Here is a 17,904-nt window from a genome sequence, read left to right as displayed (position 1 = left end):
CATTGACGTCTGTCAATTGGCTGCGTCCCGACGCGTCGCCTGGCCCTACCAGAGCGCCGGTTGGTCCGACCTCACAGTGGCTGCGGTTTCCGGGCCGGCCTACCGGGTTGAGGCCGGCGAAAACTACGCTCTGTCGGTGGCAATGTATCTTGAGGTACATCCGGACAACCCGCAGCCGCGCTCGATCCGGCGGGTCGCCGACGTGGTGCGCGCCGGCGGACTGATCGCTTATCCGACGGACTCGTGCTTCGCGCTCGGCTGCCAGATGGGCAACAGCGGCAGCCTGGATCGCCTCCGCGAGATCCGCAAGCTCGACGCCAACCACCACTTCACGCTGGTCTGCCGGGACTTCGCCCAGCTCGGCCAGCTAGTCAAGATCAATAATTCGGTGTACCGGCTGATCAAGGCGGCAACGCCCGGCCCCTACACGTTCATACTGCCGGCCACCAAAGAGGTGCCGCGCCGGCTGATGCACCCGCGCAAACGCACGGTCGGTGTGCGCATCCCGGACCACCGGGTCGCGCAGGCGCTGCTGGCCGAGCTCGACGAACCGCTGCTGTCCAGCACCCTGCTGCTGCCCGACCAGGACGAGCCGATGACGAACGGCCAGCAGATCAAGCAACTGCTCGACCACCAGATCGACGCGGTGATCGACTCCGGCGACTGCGGCACCGAACCCACCACGGTGGTCGACCTTTCCCAGGACGAGCCGCAGATCCTGCGCGCCGGCGCCGGCGACCCGTCACGCTTCGAGTAGCGACTCTCGGGGTCAACCCATCAGGTCAGCCGGCCCGTCCGAGCCGGCCGGGTACTCGTCCAGGGGCACGAGGTCCTTGGCCCAGGCATCGAGCACGGGCGTGACGGCCTGCCACGACTGCTCGGCCTCGTCGGCGCGGATGGACAGCGCGGTGTTGCGGTGGAGCACGTCGAGCAGCAGCCGCCCGTACGGCGGCAGGGCAGCCGGCTCCAGGTCGGCCGCGAGGTTGAGCGGCGCGAGCGTGCCCGCCCGCAGGCCTGTGCCGGTCAGCTCCAGCGTCACGCTCTCGGGTTCGAGGTGGAAGCGGAGCACGTTGGGTTGTACCTGCCCGTCGTGTTCAAAGGGAAGATGGGGAACGGGCCGGAAGTGCACCGCGATCTGCTTGCGGTCGGTGCGCAGCGCCTTGCCGGTGCGCAGCCGGAAACGCGTGCCGGCCCACCGCCAGCTGTCCAGCTCCAGGTGCAGCTCGGCGAACGTCTCGGTGCGATGGGCGGGGTCCACATCGGCTTCGTCGACGTAGGCGGGGATGGCACGGTCGCCGATCTGCCCGCTGGTGTACCGGGCGCGGCGGGTCCGCTGGATCGCGTCCTCAAGGCTCAGCGGGCGGATGGACCGCAGTACGTCGACCTTGCGGTCGCGCAGGTCGCGGTCGCCGAGGCTGATCGGCGGCTCCATGGCGGTCAGGCACAGCAGCTGCAGCAGGTGGTTCTGCAGCATGTCCTTGAGCGCGCCGACCCCGTCGTAGTAGCTGGCACGGCCCTCCAACGCCAGGGACTCGTCCCAGACGATGTCCACCTTGGCGATGTGGGCGCTGTTCCAGATCGGTTCGAGCACCCGGTTGGCCAGGCGGATGCCGAGCACGTTCTGGACGGTGGACATGGCGAGGAAGTGGTCGACCCGAAACACGTCCTGCTCGCCGTAGAGGCCGGCGAGGAGCCGGTTGAGCTCGATCGCGCCGGCCAGGTCCTCGCTGAACGGCTTCTCCAGCACCACGACGCTTCCATCGGTGCTGCCCGCGTTGTAGACGGCGGTCACGGCCGCGGGGAAGACGGACGGCGGGAGCGCCAGGTAGGCGGCGACGGGCTCGTCCCCGGGCAGGACGGTGGCCATGCTGGCCGGGTCGGTGACGTCCGCCCGGTGGTAGCGGGACGCGCTCACGATCGCCTGTTTCGCGGCGGCGGGAAGCTGCCCCGCGTGCCGGTCGAGTTGGCCGGCCGCCCACTGCCGGAACGCGTCGTCCGACAAGTCCTCCCGGCCGACCGCGTCGAGCCGGAAGCGTTCGCCGATTTCGCCGGCAGCGCGCAGCGCCGCCAGACCCGGCAGCAGGAACCGGGCGGTGAGGTCGCCGGTGGCGCCAAGGATGGCCAGCCGCTGGATCATCGCGTGACACCTGCCCTCGCGCTCGGGTGGTTGACCGGCGACCGGGGCGGCTCGCCGCTGAGGACGCGCACGGCCTCACCGGCCGCGATGGTGCGGATGGTCTGGATCGACTCCTCGGAGTAGTACGCGGCGTGCGGCGTCACCACCACGTTGGGGTGGCGCAGGAGGCTGTTGCCCGGCGCCCACTCGGCCTGCTTGGCGGGCTCTTCCTCCAGGTCGTCGAGCGCGGCCGCGGCGATCGTGCCGGCGCACAGAGCCCGGTCGAGGGCGGCGTCCTCGATGATGGGTCCGCGGGCGGTGTTGACGAGGATCGCGGTGGGCTTCATCCGCGCCAGCGTGGCGTCGTCGAACAGGTGCCGGGTGTCCGTGGTCAGCGGCGCCTGGATGGTGAGGTAGTCGCTCTCGCGGATCAGCTCGTCCAGGCTGACCGGGCGCACCTTGTCGATCCGCAGCTGATCGGCTTCGACGAACGGGTCGTGCGCCCAGACCTGTACGCCGAACGCCTGCGCCCGGGCGGCGATGAGCCGGGCGATGGCGCCGTAGCCCAGCAGGCCGAAGACCCTGCCCCGCAGCCGCCAGATCGGCGCACCGGTCTGCCACCGCCACTCGCCCTGCCGGGTCGCCGCGTCGTACCTGCTGATCTTCCGGGCGGCGGCGAGCCAGAGCGCGATCGCGTGGTCGGCGACCTCGTCGGCGCACCAGTCGTTCGGTGCGTTGGTGACCTGGATGCCGCGGCGGGTCGCCTGTTCGACGTCGACCGTGTCGACGCCGGTGCCGTATCGCGAGATGACCCGCAGCCGGGGCATGCCGTCCATTGCCGCGGCGCCGATGTGCGCGTACTGGGTGAGGATGCCGGCGGCGTCGCGGCCGCGGGCGATGATCTCCTCCTCGGACGTGCACTGGTGGGCCTCGAGCGTAAACCCGGCACCTTCGACGATCCCGCGTTCGATGTCCACATCACCGAAGTCGGAGTCGGCGATCATGATGACGCCACGGCTAGTGCGAGTCACGGGGCATCCCCTTCGTGACGACGATGTCCTGGTAGGCCGTGGCGAAGTCGAGGCAGCTGCCGGTGTCCATCTGGCCGGTGTACCTGCGAAAGAGCTCCTGCCACGGGGTCTGGTGGTCGAGCGGGGGCGGCTCGTACTCGCGCCACCGTTCGGCGATCTCCTCGTCGGTGAGATCCACGTCGAGGCGGTGGTTGGGGATGTCGAGGGTGATCCGGTCGCCGGTGCGCAGGATCGCGATGTTGCCGCCGACCGCTGCCTCGGGGCTGATGTTGAGGATGGACGGGGCGTCGGCGGTGCCGCTCTGCCGGCCGTCACCCAGAGTGGGGATGGCCTCGATCCCGCGCATGATCAGCTCGGTGGGCGGCTGCATGTTGACCACCTCGGCCGAGCCCGGGTAGGCGATGTTGCCGCTGTTGCGCACGACGAGGATGCAGTCCTCGTCGATGTCGAGCGTGGGGTCGTCGATCCGCCGGTGGTAGTCCTCGGGGCTGTCGAACACGACCGCCCGCCAGGTCAGCGCGGGGCTGGTCAGGTAGCGGGCGTGCAGCTCCTCGGTGATGACCGACATCTTCATCATTCCCGAGGAGAAGACGTTGCCGTGCAGGACGAGCACCCCGCCGCGCGGGCCGAACGGCTTGTCGTAGTCGGCGATGACGTCGGGGTTGGTGCTTGCCGCGCCGGCGATGTTCTCGCCGATGGTGCGGCCGGTGACGGTCATCGCGTCGGCGTGCAGCCGCCCGGCGCTCAGCAGGGCGTGCAGCACGGCCGGCACGCCACCGGCGTGGTAGAAGTCCTCGCCCAGGTAGTCGCCGGCGGGGGCGCAGTTGGCCAGGATCGGCACGCTGCCGCCGACGCTCTCCCAGTCGCTGTTGCGCAGGTCCACACCGACGTGGCGGGCGATCGCGTTGACGTGGATGGGGCAGTTGGTGGAGCCGGCGATCGCCGACGCGACCACGATCGCGTTCTCGAAAGCCTCCCGCGTCATGATCGCCTTCGGCGTGAGGTTTTCCCGTACCAGGCCGACCGCGCGGTACCCGGTGTCGTAGGCGATCTGGGCCCGTTCGCGGTACGGGGCGGGAATCGCGGCGCACCCGGGCAGGGTCATTCCCAGGGCCTCGGCGATGCTGTTCATCGACAGTGCGGTGCCCATGGTGTTGCAGTGCCCCGTGCTGGTGGCCGAACGCGACACCCGGTCCATGAACTCGGCGTAGTCGATCTTCCCGGCGGCGAGCAGCCGCCGGGACTGCCAGATGATCAGTCCGGAGCCGGCGCGGCGGCCGTCCACGTAGCCGTTGAGCATCGGTCCGCCGGACAGCACAATCGCGGGCAGGTTGACGGTCGCGGCCGCCATCAGGCACGCGGGGGTCGTCTTGTCGCAGCCGGTGGTGAGCACCACCCCGTCGAGCGGGTAGCCGTAGAGGATCTCGACCAGGCCCAGGTAGGCGAGGTTGCGGTCCAGCGCCGCGGTCGGGCGCTTTCCGGTCTCCTGCAACGGATGCACCGGAAACTCGAGCGGTATGCCGCCGGCGTCGCGGACCCCGGCCCGGACGCGGTCGGCCAGCGCCAGATGGTGGCGGTTGCACGGCACCAGGTCGCTGCCGGTCTGCGCGATCCCGATGATGGGCCGTCCGGACTGCAGCTCGGCACCGGTCAGGCCGAAGTTGAGGTACCGCTCCAGGTACAGCGCGGTCATGTCCGGGTGGGCAGGGTTGTCCCACCACTGCTGGCTGCGCAGCGGTCGAGGTCCGTCCACAGTGGTCAAGACCGGTTTCCCGCCTGCCCGGTGAGCACGCCGGCGTCCGGGGACAGCACGACCGGATCCCAGGCGCGGGTGCGTTTGGCGGTGCCGCGCGCCAGCAGGTCGGCGGTCTGGATCAGCGTCAGGTGCGAGAAGCCCTGCGGGAAGTTGCCGATGTGCCGTCGATCGACCGGATCGTACTCCTCCGCCAGCAGTCCCAGCTCGTTGCGCAGCCCCAGCAGCCGCTCGAACAGCGCCTCGGCGTCCTCCCGGCGGCCCTGCAGCGCGTAGACGTCGGCAAGCCAGAAGCTGCAGGCCAGGAACGGACTCTCGTCGCCAGGCAGCCCGTCATAGCCGTGACTTGTGTCGTAGCGCCTCACGAAACCGCCCCGCATCAGGCCCTTTTCGATCGCCTCCACAGTGGACACCATTCGCGGGTCGTCGGCGTCGATGAACCCGACCAGCGGCATGACGAGCACGCTCGCGTCCAGCGCCGCCGAACCGTACGCCTGGGTGAACGCACCCACTCCCGGATGCCACGCGCGCTCCATGACCTCGTCTCGGATGCGCTCGCGCAGGGTTCGGAGGTGCGGCAGCATTCCCGGCCCGTCGTCGCCGAACAGGCCGAACTCCTCGATCAGGCCGATCGCCCGATCCACGGCCACCCACGCCTCGACCTTCGAGTGGGTGAAGTGCCGGGTCTGCTCGCCCCGCACCTCCCAGATGCCCTCGTCGGGGCGCTGCCACACCCGCTCCAGGTACTCCAGCATTCCCCGCACCAGATCCCAGGACTCGGGCGCTCCGACCAGGCCCATCTTGCGCGCCGCGTACAGGCAGCTCAGCGTCTCGCCGTACACGTCGAGCTGGAACTGGTCCCACGCGCCGTTGCCGATGCGCACCGGCCGGGACTCCTCGTAGCCGGGCAGCCAGTCAAGCGACGCCTCGGTCAGCCGCCGTTCGCCGCTGATGCCGTACATGATCTGCAGCTTGGTCGGGTCGCCGGCGATCGTGCGGGCCAGCCAGTCGCGGTAGGCACCGGCCTCCTCGCTGTACCCGCCGGCCATGAACGCGTGCAGGGTGAGGCCGGAGTCACGCAGCCAGCAGTAGCGGTAGTCCCAGTTGCGCACCCCGCCGAGCTCCTCCGGCAGCGACGTCGTCGGTGCGGCCACGATCGCACCCGTCGGCGCGTACGTGAGCGCCTTCAGCGTCAGCAGCGACCGCACGACGGCGTCCCGCCAGCGCCCCTGGTACGCGCACCGGTCGGCCCACGACTGCCAGTACGCCTCCGTCTCGGCCAGCGCCCCCGCGACGTCCAGGGGCGGCGGTACCGGCCGGTCGGACGACGCCCAGCTCACCACGAACGCCACCGACGCGCCGGCGGCCACCGTGAACGTCGCCGTGACCATCCCCGGACCCGGCTGTACGGCGACCGTGGAACGCAGGTGCAGCGAGTCCGGACCCGCGATCAGCGAGACCACGCCCTCGCTGCCCTCCCGGACCCACGGGCGGGAGGCGCCGTACCCGAAGCGCGGCTCGAGCCGGCAGGTGAACTCGACCTCGCCCGAGACGCCCCGCACCAGCCGCACCACGTCGCTGCGCCCCTCGGCGACGGGCATGAAGTCGACCACCCGCGCGACCCCGCCGGCACAAGTGAACTCGGTCTCCAGCACCATCGTGTCGCCGCGGTAGCGCTGGGCCGACGACAGCACCGGCTCAGTGGGGCGCAGCCCCCAACGGCCGTGCTCGTCCCGGCCGAGCAGCGCGGCGAAACATGCCTCGGCGTCGAAGCGGGGAACGCACAGCCAGTCGATGTCACCGCTGCGCGACACCAGCGCCGAACCACGCGTGTCGCCGATCAGCCCGTAGTCCTCGATCCGTGCCGCCACCACGTCTCCCCCGCGCTGGAATGGGTCGGCCGCTTCCAGAACACCACGGGCAGCCGCCCGGCGCGGCCGAAACGGCCGATCAGCCGCCACGGCCCGCTCCGGCCGCCTCTCCCGTTCGGCCAGGTTCGGCGGCACTTTCGGTCCGTGGTGCGGCGACGGGCCGCGACCATGGGAACGCAGCGGCATACTTCGATGTGCGTCGTAGTCTCGCGGATGGGCGGCATGCGCTTTCAAGTGCTCGGACCGGTGCGGGCGTGGCGGGGCACCACCGAGCTCGACCTGGGAAGCCCCAAGCAGCGTCTGCTTTGTGCGGTGCTGCTACTGGAGATCAACCGCCTCGTCACCGTCGATGCGGTCACCGGGCTGCTGTGGCCGGAAGGCCCGCCACGGACCGCCCGGCGCACCGTACAGGCGTACGTGAGTCGCCTCCGAACAGCCCTCACCGCCGGAGGCGATGCCCAGCCGGAGGTGACACTGGTCCGACGCGGCGCGGGATACCAGCTGTGCGGCGAGCCGGACACGGTGGACGCGCACCGCTTCGCCGGCCTTGTCGAGCGGGCACGCCGCTCGGGTGACCCAGAGGTGACCGCGCGGACGCTGCGTGAGGCGCTCGACCTGTGGGCCGGGCCGCCGCTTGCCGACGTGCTCGACGAGGAGGCGCGCCAGCGCCTGTGCCACGCGCTGGCCGAGACGCGGCTGGCCGCGGTCGAGGAGCTGGCTGAGGTAGAGCTGTCGCTGGGCCGGGCCGGCCGGGTGCTCGCCGAGCTGTCCACGGAGGCCGCCGCCCACCCGCACCGGCAGAGGCTCACCGCCGCGCTCATGCTCGCGCTGCACCGCTCCGGCCGCACCGCGGAAGCCCTCCGGGCCTACGAGCAGGCCCGCCACCGCCTCGCCGACGAGCTGGGCGTCGACCCCTCGCGTGAGCTGCGCGCCACCCACCTCGCCGTGCTGCGCGACGGTGACGCGCCATCGGCGGTACCGGCGCGCACGGTACCGGCGCTCCTGCCGGCGGGCGTTGTCGACTTCACCGGCCGCGCGGAGGTGCTCGACCGGCTCGACGCGCTGGCCGCCGCGAGCCCGGCCGCGGCTCCGCTGGTCGTGGTCACCGGCACGGCCGGCGTCGGCAAGACCGCGCTCGTGGCGCATTGGGGCGGCCGGGTACGCGACAGGTTTCCGGACGGGCAGCTCTACCTCGACCTGAAGGGTTTCGCCACCGAGCCACCGGTACGCCCGCTCGACGCGCTGACCCAGCTCCTGCGCGCGCTCGGCGTGCCGCCCGACCAGGTACCGGCCGACGTCCGGGAGGCCATCGACGGCTACCGCGGCCGCCTGGCCGACCGCCGGATGCTCGTCGTGCTGGACAACGCCGCCAGCGCCGAGCAGGTACGCCCGCTGCTGCCCGCCGGCCCCGGTTGCCTGGTGCTGGTCACCAGCCGGCGTGGCCTGTCCGGCTTGACGGCGCGGGACGGCGCGTACCGGGTACACCTTGATGTGTTGACCGGCGCGGAGGCCCTGTCGCTGCTGGAACGCCATCTCGGTGGCGAGCGGATGGCGGCCGAACCGGCCGCCGCGGCCGAGCTGGCGCGGGTGTGCGCGGGCCTGCCGCTGGCCTTGCGGATCGTGGCCGCCAACCTCGCAGACCGCCCGTGGGAGTCGATCGCGGCCCACGTCGAAGAGCTGCGCACCGGAGACCGGCTGGGCAAGCTGGCGGTGGGCCGGGACGGGCCGGCCGCGGTACGCGCCGTGTTCGACCTGTCCTTCCGGCTGCTGGCGCCGCCGGCCCAGCGGATGTTCCGGCTGCTCGGGCTGGCGGTCGGCGCGGACCTCAGCGCCGCCGCGGCAGCGGCCCTGGCCGGCACCGACCTCGACCACGCCGGCGGGATGCTCGACGAGCTCACCGACGCCCACCTGGTGAGGCAGCACGCGGCCGGCCGGTACGCGGTGCACGACCTGCTCCGGCTCTACGCCACCGAACGGGTCGCCGACGACGAGACCCCCGGCGAGCGGGCGGCCGCCGTACACCGCCTGGTCTGGTGGTACGAGCGCAGCGCCGACGCCGCCGCGCGGCTGCTGTACCCGCTGCGGCTGCGCCTGCCGCCCGACTCCGGCGGCGTGCCACCGGTCGAGCCGGTGCGGCTCGCCGACCGCGCCGCGGCGGCCGCCTGGCTGCAGGTCGAGCTGGCCAATCTTGTACGGGTCGTCACGTACACGGCCGAGCACGGCCCGAAGGCGGTCGCCTGGCGGCTCGCCGACACGCTGCGCGGGTACTTCTGGCTCTGCCTGAACACCGTCGACTGGCTGGTGGTCGCCCGGGCGGCGCTCGCCGCGGCCGAAGCCGAGGGGTCCGCGCACGCCCGGGCCGCGGCCTGGTTCAACCTCGGCGACGTGCTGCGGCGGACCGGTCGCAGCCGCCAAGCGCCGGAGCACTACGAGCGGGCGCTGGAGCTGGCCGAGGAGCTGGACTGGACCGCAATGGCCGCGGCCGCGCTCGGCTGCCTCGGCGGCCTGTACCGCAGCGCCGGCCGGCCCAACGTCGCCGAGCGCTACCTGCTGCGGGCGCTGTCGCTGGCCCGGCGGACCGACGCGGTGCGCAGCGAGGCGGTCGTGCTCGGCGGGCTGGGCGCCGGGTACCGCGAGATGGGCCGCGTCGAGGAGAGCATCGAGTCGTTCAGCGCGGCGGTGCGGTTGTTCCGGCAGAGCGGCTCGCGCGAGGGCGAGCTGGCGACGCTGGCCGGCCTCGGCACCGCCTGGCACGCGGAGGGCGCCCTCGATGTGGCCACGGACCACCTGGTCCAGGCCGTGGCCGGCCTTCGCGAGATCGGCGACCGCAGCAGCGAGAGCGACGCGCTGCCGGCGCTGGCGGCGGTGCAGCGCGACCGCGGCCTGCTGGCCGGCGCCGACCTGCTCGCCACCGAGGCGATCAGCCTTGCCACGCGGCTCAACGACCGGCGGGCCGAGGCTGCCGCGCGGGTGGTCCGCGCCAGCATCCACCTGCACGCCCACCGCCACGACAGGGCGATCACCGAGTACCACCTCGCACTCGACCTCGCCGAAGATCTGGCCGAGCCGTACCTGGAGGTCGAGGCCGATGTCGGCCTGGCCGAGGTGCACGCCGCGCTCGCCGCGACGAGCCTGGCGTCGGTACACGCCCGGCGTGCCCTGGCCCGCAGCCGCGCCTGCGGATACCCGCTGCTGCGGCGGCGCGCGGAGGCGGTCCTGGCCGCACTTGCCGCCGGCGTGAGCCGCTGACCGTGCAGCTTTCTTGCAACTGTTCTGGCGCAACCCGTCGTTAGCGTTCCCCGACCTGGCGCCCGCACCGCGGGGGTCACAACGTGGGAGGGGACAGAACATGAGCGGATCGGCGAGACGGCGCCTCGCGGCGTTGGCGGCCGGCGTCCTGGCCGCCGGCGGCGCGCTGTGTGTCGCAAGCCCGGCGAGCGCGATCGCGTCACCCGTGCTGGTCGAGGCGTCCAGCGCGCTCAACGCCAACAACTTCAAGAACGCGACCGCGACCTGCGCCGTGGGCCAGCGGGTGTACGGCGCGGCGTTCGTCGTCGTGGACGGCCTCGGCCGGGTTGCCGTCAACACCGCGCAGCCGAGCAGCAACCTCAGCAGCGTGCTCGTCGAGGCGATGGAGGTGGCGCCGGTCAGTACGAGCTGGCGGGTCATCGCCCAGGCGATCTGCGGGCCGCCGGTGGCGGGGCTGCAGCGGGTCTCGGCGACCACCAGCGACGCCGCGATCCCGTCGAAGACGGTCAAGGCGAGCTGCCCGTCCAGCCAGAAGCCGTACGGGGCGGGCTTCGTGTTCACAAACGGGTACGCCGAGGCTTTCCTCAACCAGATGGTGGTGACGATGGGCAGCGGATCGGTGACCAGCGGCGTCACGGTGCGCGGCGACCTCGACGACACGCTTCTGAACTGGTCGGCGACCGCGTACGCGATCTGCGGCGCGCCCTCCCCGAACCAGGCGGTGATCACGTCGAGCAACTACGTGTTCGACTCGGCGACGCCCAAGGACGCATCGGCGTCCTGCCCGAGCGGGACGAGGCTGCACGGGGTCGGGCTGATCCGGACCGGCGCGGAGACCGACGTGCTGACCGAGGATGTCGGCGCCGGGCCGAGCAGCGCCTCCGGCAAGGCTTACGAGAACGACTCCACGAGCGCAAGCTGGGCGGTCATCCCGCAGGCGGTCTGCGCTTCCTGATCCGGTGACGGGGGGCGGCTCGACCCCGCAACGGGGTCGGGCCGCCGGGTGTGGTCGACGGGGTACCGTGACCCGCCGTGGATCAACTCATCGGCACGGTCGCCGCCGCGGTCGGGGTCTTCGCCGGAACCAACGTCGACGACCTCATCGTGCTGACCGTGCTGTTCCTGACGTTCCGCACCAGCGGCAAGCCCCGCCCGTGGCAGATCGTCCTCGGCCAGTACACCGGCATCGGCGTGCTCGTCGCCGCGTCGGCCGTCGCCGCGCTCGGCCTGAGCGTCGTTCCCGACCAGTGGGTCGGGCTGCTCGGCCTCGTCCCAATCGCGCTGGGCGTCCGGAGTCTTGTCCGCACGATCCGCGCCCGCAACGACGGCGAAGAGCCCTCGGCCGTCGTCGCGTCCGGGCTCTTCTCCGTCGCCGCGGTCACCGTCGCCAACGGTGCCGACAACATCTCCGTCTACACGCCGATGTTCCGGACTCTCGGCGTTGGCGACAGCCTCGTCACGCTGGCCGTGTTCATGGTCCTTGTCGGACTCTGGTGCGCGGCGGGAGCCTGGCTGGGCGGCCACCGGCGCATCATCGCCGTGGTGGAGCGCTTCGGCCATTGGATCGTCCCGGCCGTGTTCATCGCGATCGGGACGATCATCCTGGTCGAGTCCGGTGTCCTGACGCGATAGACCGGTGCGCCCGGACCGATCAGGGCAGGATCTCGACGTACCCCTCCGCGCCGTGCACGCGAATCCGCTGCCCGTCGCGGATCAGCCGCGTCGCGTCCATCACCCCCACGACGGCCGGCAATCCGTACTCGCGGGCGATCACCGCGCCGTGGGTCATCAGGCCACCCACCTCGGTCACCAGCCCCGTGATCGCGACGAACAGGGGTGACCAGCTCGGGTCCGTGTGCGCTGTGACCAGGATGTCGCCCGCTTCGAGGTCGGCCTGTGCGATGTCGAGGATGACGCGGGCGCGGCCCTCGACCGTCCCGGCGGACACGGGCAGGCCGACAAGCGCACCGTCCGGCACGCCGTCGCGCCGGTACGCGCCGGTGAGGACCTCGCCGTCCGAAGTGAGCACCCGGGGCGGGGTGAGCGCCTGGTACGAGCGGAACTCGTCCTTGCGCTGCCGGATGAGGTCGGCGTCCACCTGGTTGGTGCGCGCGACCTCGTGAAGCTCCTGAAACGTCAGGTAGAAGGCATCCTCCGGGTCAGCGAGCACGTTGGCCCGCGCCAGGCGCTCGGCCTCTTCAAGCAGAGCCTGCTTGTACACGAAGTAGCGGCTGATGATGTTGTATTTCGGGTACTCCCGGTACCCGATGAACGTCCGGACCCGGTCGATCATCCGCTCGGTCTCGTCGGCTTTCTGCTCGCCGTCCGGCAGGGCCCGCAGGCGTTCAAGCAGCTCCTCCTGCTTGTGCTGCGCCTCCTGCCGCCCCTGCGCGAAGCGCCGCTCGGCGGCGCCCGGCTCGAAGAGCTTGATGTTGTCGAGGATCAGGGGCACGAGCGTGGTGGGACGTTCGCTCCAGCGCGGCCGCGTGATGTCGATCTCACCGACGCAGCGCATGCCGTACCGGTCGAGGTAGGCGGCGATGGCCTCGCGCGCTTCGGTCCCGCCCGCCAGCTTCGGCAGCTCGTCCAGAAAGCCCTCGTCCTCCACGCCCCGCAGGAACGCCACGACCTCCGGATGCGGCCGGATCGCGTCCGCGACGTCGAGCAGCGCCAGTCCCATCTCCGAGGTGATGTTGTTGGGCGCGGAGAGCGTGAGCGTGTCGGCGGCGTTCGTCTCGCCCAGCCATTCCTGCAGCTTGTCGTTCAGCCACCAGGTGGCTTCCATCCCCGCCATGATCGCCTGCATGCTCAGCGGGTCGCTGAGGATCCGCTTGTGCTCCTGGAAGGCCTCCAGCAGGAAGTCGAACAGCGCCGGTCCGGTCCTGGTCCGGATGTCCCGCCGCAGGTCGGCGACGGACGCCTCGCTGCGCGCGATCAGCTCGGTGACGATCGCCGGATCGGTCTCGATCGTGGCGGGCGCGCCGCCGACCGGTGGCCGGCCGGGAGTCCCCTCCGGGAGCGTCGGGATGAAGTCGCCCCGGTCGAGGAGGGTCTCCAGCGCGTCGGTGGTCAGCGGATCCGACCGGCCGATGACGCTCAGCAGGCCGGCGCGGCTCGCCGGCGCGGCCAGGCCCCTCGTGGCGTCGACGAACAGCCGCCCGCCGGCCGCGTGCATCGGCGCCGCGGCGGTCAGCTGCCACATGGACAGGCCCAGCGGCTTCATCGCGTCGGTCATCATCTGCTGGTGCCCGACCGAGAGGAAGACGTGGTTTTCCTGGTCGCCAACCTCGGGGATGGGAAACAGCGTGGTGATCGACCGGCTCTGGACGATCTGGAAGTCGCCGTCGACGAGGCACCACTCGATGTCCTGCGGCCGGCCGAAGTGCGCCTCGATCCGCCGCCCGAGCCGCACCAGCCGCACGACCTGCTCATCCGTCAGCGCCGGCTGCTCCTGCCGCTGCGGGTCGACCGGCAGCACCTGCGTCCCACCCGCAGGCAGGGCGGTGATGGCCAGTTGCTTGGCGGCGACCGTCCGGCTGACCACCTCGCCGTCGCGCACCTCGAAGACGTCCGGGTTTACCAGCCCGGAGACCAAAGCCTCGCCGAGCCCGAAGCCGGCGTCCACCGTCGCGACCTTCCGGTTTCCCGTGACGGGGTCCGCAGTAAACAGGATGCCGGACGCCTGCGGGAAGACCATCCGCTGCACGACCACCGCCATGTGTACCTTGCGGTGGTCGAAGCCGTTGCGGATGCGGTAGGTCACCGCCCGCTCCGTGAACAGCGAGGCCCAGCACCGGCTGATGTGCTGGAGGATCGCCGCCGGGCCGACGACGTTCAAATACGTGTCCTGCTGGCCCGCGAACGACGCGGTCGGCAGATCCTCCGCCGTCGCGCTGGACCGCACCGCGTAGGCCGCCCGCTCGCCGAGCCGCACGAGCACTCCGGTGACCGCCGCCGCCACGCCGTCGGGGATGGCGACCCCTTCGAGCGTCTGGCGGAGCCGGGCGCTGAGCGTGCGAATCTCGTCCCGCTCGTCCGGGCCCACGCGCGCCAGGCGATCCAGCTGGTCGCCGAGCGACGGCGCGTCCGCCACGACCAGCCGGAAGGCGTCGGTCGTCACGCAGAAGCCGCCCGGCACGCGGATGCCGTCGATCCGCGACAGCTCCCCCAGGTGCGCGCCCTTACCGCCGGCGACAGCGACCTGTGTCTCGTCGAGCTCTTGAAGATCCAGCACGTACCGCTCGGTCATTCCGATACCTCCAGCCAGCACGCAGCGCCCCCGTATCCGCAGGTTATGACCACGGCCGCCGATTCTGCGGCACGACCCGGGTCTTGCCGCAAGCCCCCCGTTGGGCTATACCTTGAAAAGGGCAGGGAGAAGTCTCCCCGCCCTTTTCGCTGCGGTTGGCTAGCCCGCCGGACGGTCGGGCAGCTTCTTCCTCGCCCCGCGAAGCAACAGGTAGGACCCCACCGTTGCCACCAAGCCGAGGACCAGCGCCTCTATCAGGGCGGCCAGCGCCCAGCCCTCCACGCCGTATTTCTTCCGGTCAAGGACGGCTACCGCGGCGCAGCCACCGATCGCCAGAACACTTGCCCCGGGAAACGTCAGCAACAGTGGGATGAACCACGCCCACGCATAGTCTTTGCGCTTGGTGTCCCGCTGCCACCTTTCCCAGTTGAACCCGCCGCCCACTTTCCGATTGAGCACCTCCCGGATGTAGCGCGCGAGCGCCTCCACGGCGTGGACCTGCGTGACAAATCGCCCGCAGAGTAAATAAGAAGTGATCGGTATCAGGGCGAGGAGCGCAAACCGTTTGGGTTCGTCGATGACTAGGCCGAACAGGCCGCCTGCGGTGGTCAACTGCAAAGTCAAGATCTGGTGCTGATTGCGGCTACGAGAATCGATCTCTTGGCGAAGGGCGTTGAACTCTGCCAGCGGGCCCTCTGATTCGGACACCACGCCAGAATATCGGAGGAATGCGCGTAGCCGACCATTCCGATACCGCGTGTGGGCAGGAATTCGCCGTCATGTGAAAGGCGCGTCACTATCCCTGCTCGGGGTCAGGACGTGCCGGGTCCGGTCCCCGGTCCAGGCCGCTTCGAGGATCGCGGTCAGGCTGGCGGTGTCGGTCGGGCCTGGATGGTTCTGGATCAAGCGGGTGATGCCGCTGGCCATCTCTGCGAAGCGCGGGAGGTCGGCGCGCGCCACGCCGATGTCCGCCAAGGTGGCGGGGATGCCGATGTCGGCAAGGAGCCCGTCGAGCCAGGTGAGGAACGTATCCGCGCCCTCGGCGTCCGAGGCGTCGGTCACGTCGAGCCCGCACACCCGGGCGAGGGCGGTCAACCGGTCGCCGATGGCGTCCCTGACCGCGTCCAGCGCGTAGGGCAGCAGCAGCCCGACGCCCAGGCCGTGCGGCGTGTGGGTGGCTGCGCCGATGAGGTACTGGAAAGCGTGCGGGGCCGCGTTGCCCGCGTGGGAAAACGCGAGCCCGGCGAGCATGGACCCGTAGGACATGTCCGCGCGCGCGTCCGTGTCGCCTCCGTCCCTGACGGCACGGCGCAAGCTGCGGGCGATCCGCTCCGCGGCCAGGAGCGCGTAGTGATCGGTGATCGGGTTGCGGCCGAGGAAGACCTGCTCCACCGGGTCGCGCGGTCCGTGGGGCCGGGGTCGCGCGGTGTAGCTCTCCACCGCGTGGCAAAACGCGTCGATGCCGGAGTGGGCGGTGACGGTCGCAGGGCAGGTGTAGGTGAGCTCGGGGTCGACGATGGCGAAGTCGGGCACGATGTGGACGCTGGAGACCCCCACCTTCAGCTCGCGGTCCGGGTCGGTCAGCACGGAGACCGGCGTGAGCTCGGAGCCGGTGCCTGACGTCGTCGGGACCGCGACGAGAGGAATCGTCGGCCCCGGCACCTTCGACTCGCCGTAGAAGTCGCGCGGCGTCCCACCGTGGCGCCGGATGACGCCGACGATTTTGGCGAGGTCGATCACCGTGCCACCCCCGATGGCGAGGATCACGTCGGCGTCCACCTCCGCGGCGACCGAGACGGCCAGGTCGACATCGGCTAGTGGCACGTCCGGAGTCGCGTCGGCAAACACCTTGACGACCCTGACCTTCTCCCGCACGGCGGCCACGATCTCGGCCACGCCCGGCTGCCCCAGAAGTACCCGGTCGGTCACGATGAGGACCCGCGAGCCACACTCGGCCACCACTCGGGGGATGTTCTGCGCGACGCCCTCGCCCACTATCAGCTGGCGTGGTCCGCGGACGGTCTCAAGCATGTCAGTGCCTCTCTGAAACGTCGGCGGCGATGTGCTGGGCGGACGTCCAGGTCACCGGCGAGACCGGGACGGCGTCGGCAAGGTTGGCTGCCCGGGTCACGGCAGGTCGATCGCCGCGTAGGTGACGTCGAGGTACTCGAGGATGCCCTCGTGCGACCCCTCCTTGCCGATCCCTGACTGCTTCACGCCTCCGAACGGAGCTGACGGGTCCGAGATCAGGCCACGGTTGACGCCGACCATCCCCGTCTCCAGCCCCTCGGTGAACCGGAGTGCCCGCTGGAGGTCACGGGTGAAGACGTATCCGACCAGGCCGTGCTCGGTGTCGTTGGCCTTCGCCATCACCTCGTCGTCGGACGTGAACGAGATGATCGGCGCCACCGGGCCGAAGATCTCCGCCTCCAGCAGCCGCGCGTCTTCGGGCACGTCGACGAGGACCGTGGGCGGGTAGAAGTGGCCCGGCCCGTCCGGACGCTTGCCGCCCACCAGGACGCGGGCGCCGCGAGCGACCGCGTCGGCGACGAGCTCGTCGATTTTGGTGGCCGAGGCCTCGTCGATCAACGCCCCGACGTCCACGCCGTCGTCGAGACCATGGCCCACCGAAAGCGCACCCATCCGCTCGGCGAAGCGCGCCGTGAACTCCTCGCGCACCGGCTCCTCGACGTAGATCCGGTTGGCCGCGATGCAGGACTCCCCGATGTTGCGCATCTTGGCCACCATGGCGCCGTCGACCGCGACGTCCAGGTCCGCGTCGGCACACACGATCAAGGCCGCGTTGCCGCCCAGTTCCATGGAGGTGCGCAGCACGTTGTCCGCCGCCTGTCGTAGCAGCACGCGCCCGACCTCGGTCGACCCGGTGAACGAGAGCTTGCGGGTCCGACGGTCGGCCAGCAGGGCTGAGACAACCTCGCCGGAACGCTTTGTCGTCACCACGTTGACGACGCCCGGGGAACGCCGACCTCCTCCATGATGCGGGCCAGTAGCAGCATCGTCAGTGGCGTCTGAGCCGCCGGCTTGGTGATCGTCGTGCAGCCCGCCGCCAGCGCAGGAGCGATCTTGCGGGCACCCATGGCCAACGGAAAGTTCCAGGGCGTCACGAAGACGCACGGTCCGACCGGCTTCGGCACGGTGAGGATGCGATATCCACCAGCGGGAGCGGTGTTGTAGCGCCCCTCGACGCGCACCGCCTCTTCGGCGAACCAACGGAAGAACTCGGCGCCGTAGGCCACCTCTCCCCGAGCCTCGGCGAGCGGCTTGCCCATCTCGAGCGTTATCAGCCGGGCGACCTCCTCGGATCGCTCGGTCAGTGCCCGGTACGTCGCCGTCAACAACTCTGACCGTTTTCGCGGCGGCGTCGCCGCCCACTCCGCCATTGCCTTGCTCGCCACGTCAAGAGCGGCGAGCCCGTCGACGACGCCGGCGTCCGCCACCTCGGCGATGGTCTTGCCGGTGGCCGGGTCCTCGACGGCGAAGGTGGCTCCGCTGGCGGCGTCGCGCCAGGCGTCGCCAATCCGGAGCCGCCGGTGCTCGGGGGCCAGGACGGTCATCGGGTCACTCATTTGCGGCGCCTCCTGTGGTGCTCCTGGTGATGTGCAGCGTGAACTCAG

General features: G+C 71.0%; 11 protein-coding genes and 1 pseudogene. 4 read left to right on the top strand and 8 right to left on the bottom strand.

Features of this window, described 5'->3' with window-relative positions:
• Positions 1-136 precede the first annotated feature (136 nt).
• Positions 137-757, top strand: a complete 621-nt coding sequence (locus tag Phou_RS26240; protein ID WP_173060163.1) for an L-threonylcarbamoyladenylate synthase — start codon at positions 137-139, stop codon at positions 755-757.
• 12 nt (positions 758-769) lie between these two features.
• Here Phou_RS26240 and Phou_RS26235 read toward each other — a convergent pair whose 3' ends face one another.
• The 4 genes from Phou_RS26235 to Phou_RS26220 are packed head-to-tail and all read right to left on the bottom strand — an operon-like array spanning position 770 to position 6,771.
• Positions 770-2,137, bottom strand: coding sequence for a glucose-6-phosphate dehydrogenase (locus Phou_RS26235; protein ID WP_173060159.1), 1,368 nt, complete (start codon positions 2,135-2,137; stop codon positions 770-772).
• Positions 2,134-3,147 (bottom strand): C-terminal binding protein, encoded by a 1,014-nt coding sequence (locus Phou_RS26230; RefSeq protein ID WP_173060156.1) that lies wholly within the window; start codon positions 3,145-3,147, stop codon positions 2,134-2,136. The genes Phou_RS26235 and Phou_RS26230 overlap by 4 nt, the downstream gene beginning before the upstream one ends.
• Entirely contained in the window at positions 3,134-4,900 is a 1,767-nt protein-coding gene (locus Phou_RS26225) for an IlvD/Edd family dehydratase (protein WP_173064528.1), read from the bottom strand. The genes Phou_RS26230 and Phou_RS26225 overlap by 14 nt, the downstream gene beginning before the upstream one ends.
• Before the next feature lie 5 nt (positions 4,901-4,905).
• Complete coding sequence (locus tag Phou_RS26220) at positions 4,906-6,771, bottom strand: glycoside hydrolase family 15 protein (RefSeq protein WP_173060153.1); 1,866 nt, start codon at positions 6,769-6,771, stop codon at positions 4,906-4,908.
• A 222-nt stretch (positions 6,772-6,993) separates the two neighbouring features.
• Here Phou_RS26220 and Phou_RS26215 point away from each other — a divergent pair, with 222 nt between their 5' ends.
• From Phou_RS26215 to Phou_RS26205, 3 genes are all read left to right on the top strand, one after another.
• Positions 6,994-10,020: an AfsR/SARP family transcriptional regulator gene (locus Phou_RS26215; protein WP_173060150.1), complete on the top strand. Its 3,027-nt coding sequence runs from the start codon at positions 6,994-6,996 to the stop codon at positions 10,018-10,020.
• A gap of 100 nt (positions 10,021-10,120) precedes the next feature.
• The gene (locus Phou_RS26210) at positions 10,121-10,975 is read left to right on the top strand and encodes a hypothetical protein (RefSeq protein WP_173060147.1); all 855 of its coding nucleotides are present in this window, start codon (positions 10,121-10,123) and stop codon (positions 10,973-10,975) included.
• Positions 10,976-11,052: 77 nt separating this feature from the next.
• The gene (locus tag Phou_RS26205) at positions 11,053-11,652 is read left to right on the top strand and encodes a cadmium resistance transporter (RefSeq protein ID WP_173060144.1); all 600 of its coding nucleotides are present in this window, start codon (positions 11,053-11,055) and stop codon (positions 11,650-11,652) included.
• A gap of 19 nt (positions 11,653-11,671) precedes the next feature.
• Here Phou_RS26205 and rph read toward each other — a convergent pair whose 3' ends face one another.
• The 4 genes and pseudogenes from rph to Phou_RS26185 all read right to left on the bottom strand — a co-directional run bounded on the left by rph (position 11,672) and on the right by Phou_RS26185 (position 17,856).
• The gene (rph, locus tag Phou_RS26200; protein ID WP_173060141.1) at positions 11,672-14,269 is read right to left on the bottom strand and encodes a rifamycin-inactivating phosphotransferase; all 2,598 of its coding nucleotides are present in this window, start codon (positions 14,267-14,269) and stop codon (positions 11,672-11,674) included.
• Between the two features lie 159 nt (positions 14,270-14,428).
• The gene (locus tag Phou_RS26195) at positions 14,429-14,977 is read right to left on the bottom strand and encodes a hypothetical protein (RefSeq protein WP_173060138.1); all 549 of its coding nucleotides are present in this window, start codon (positions 14,975-14,977) and stop codon (positions 14,429-14,431) included.
• A gap of 69 nt (positions 14,978-15,046) precedes the next feature.
• Positions 15,047-16,300: an iron-containing alcohol dehydrogenase gene (locus Phou_RS26190; protein ID WP_173060134.1), complete on the bottom strand. Its 1,254-nt coding sequence runs from the start codon at positions 16,298-16,300 to the stop codon at positions 15,047-15,049.
• Positions 16,301-16,396: 96 nt separating this feature from the next.
• A pseudogene (locus tag Phou_RS26185) lies at positions 16,397-17,856 on the bottom strand (NAD-dependent succinate-semialdehyde dehydrogenase).
• Positions 17,857-17,904: the final 48 nt, after the last annotated feature.

This window comes from Phytohabitans houttuyneae (assembly GCF_011764425.1).
Taxonomy (GTDB): Bacteria; Actinomycetota; Actinomycetes; order Mycobacteriales; family Micromonosporaceae; genus Phytohabitans; species Phytohabitans houttuyneae.
The sequence above is the reverse complement of the archived record's forward strand: the minus strand, read 5'-3'. Positions and strand labels throughout refer to the sequence as shown.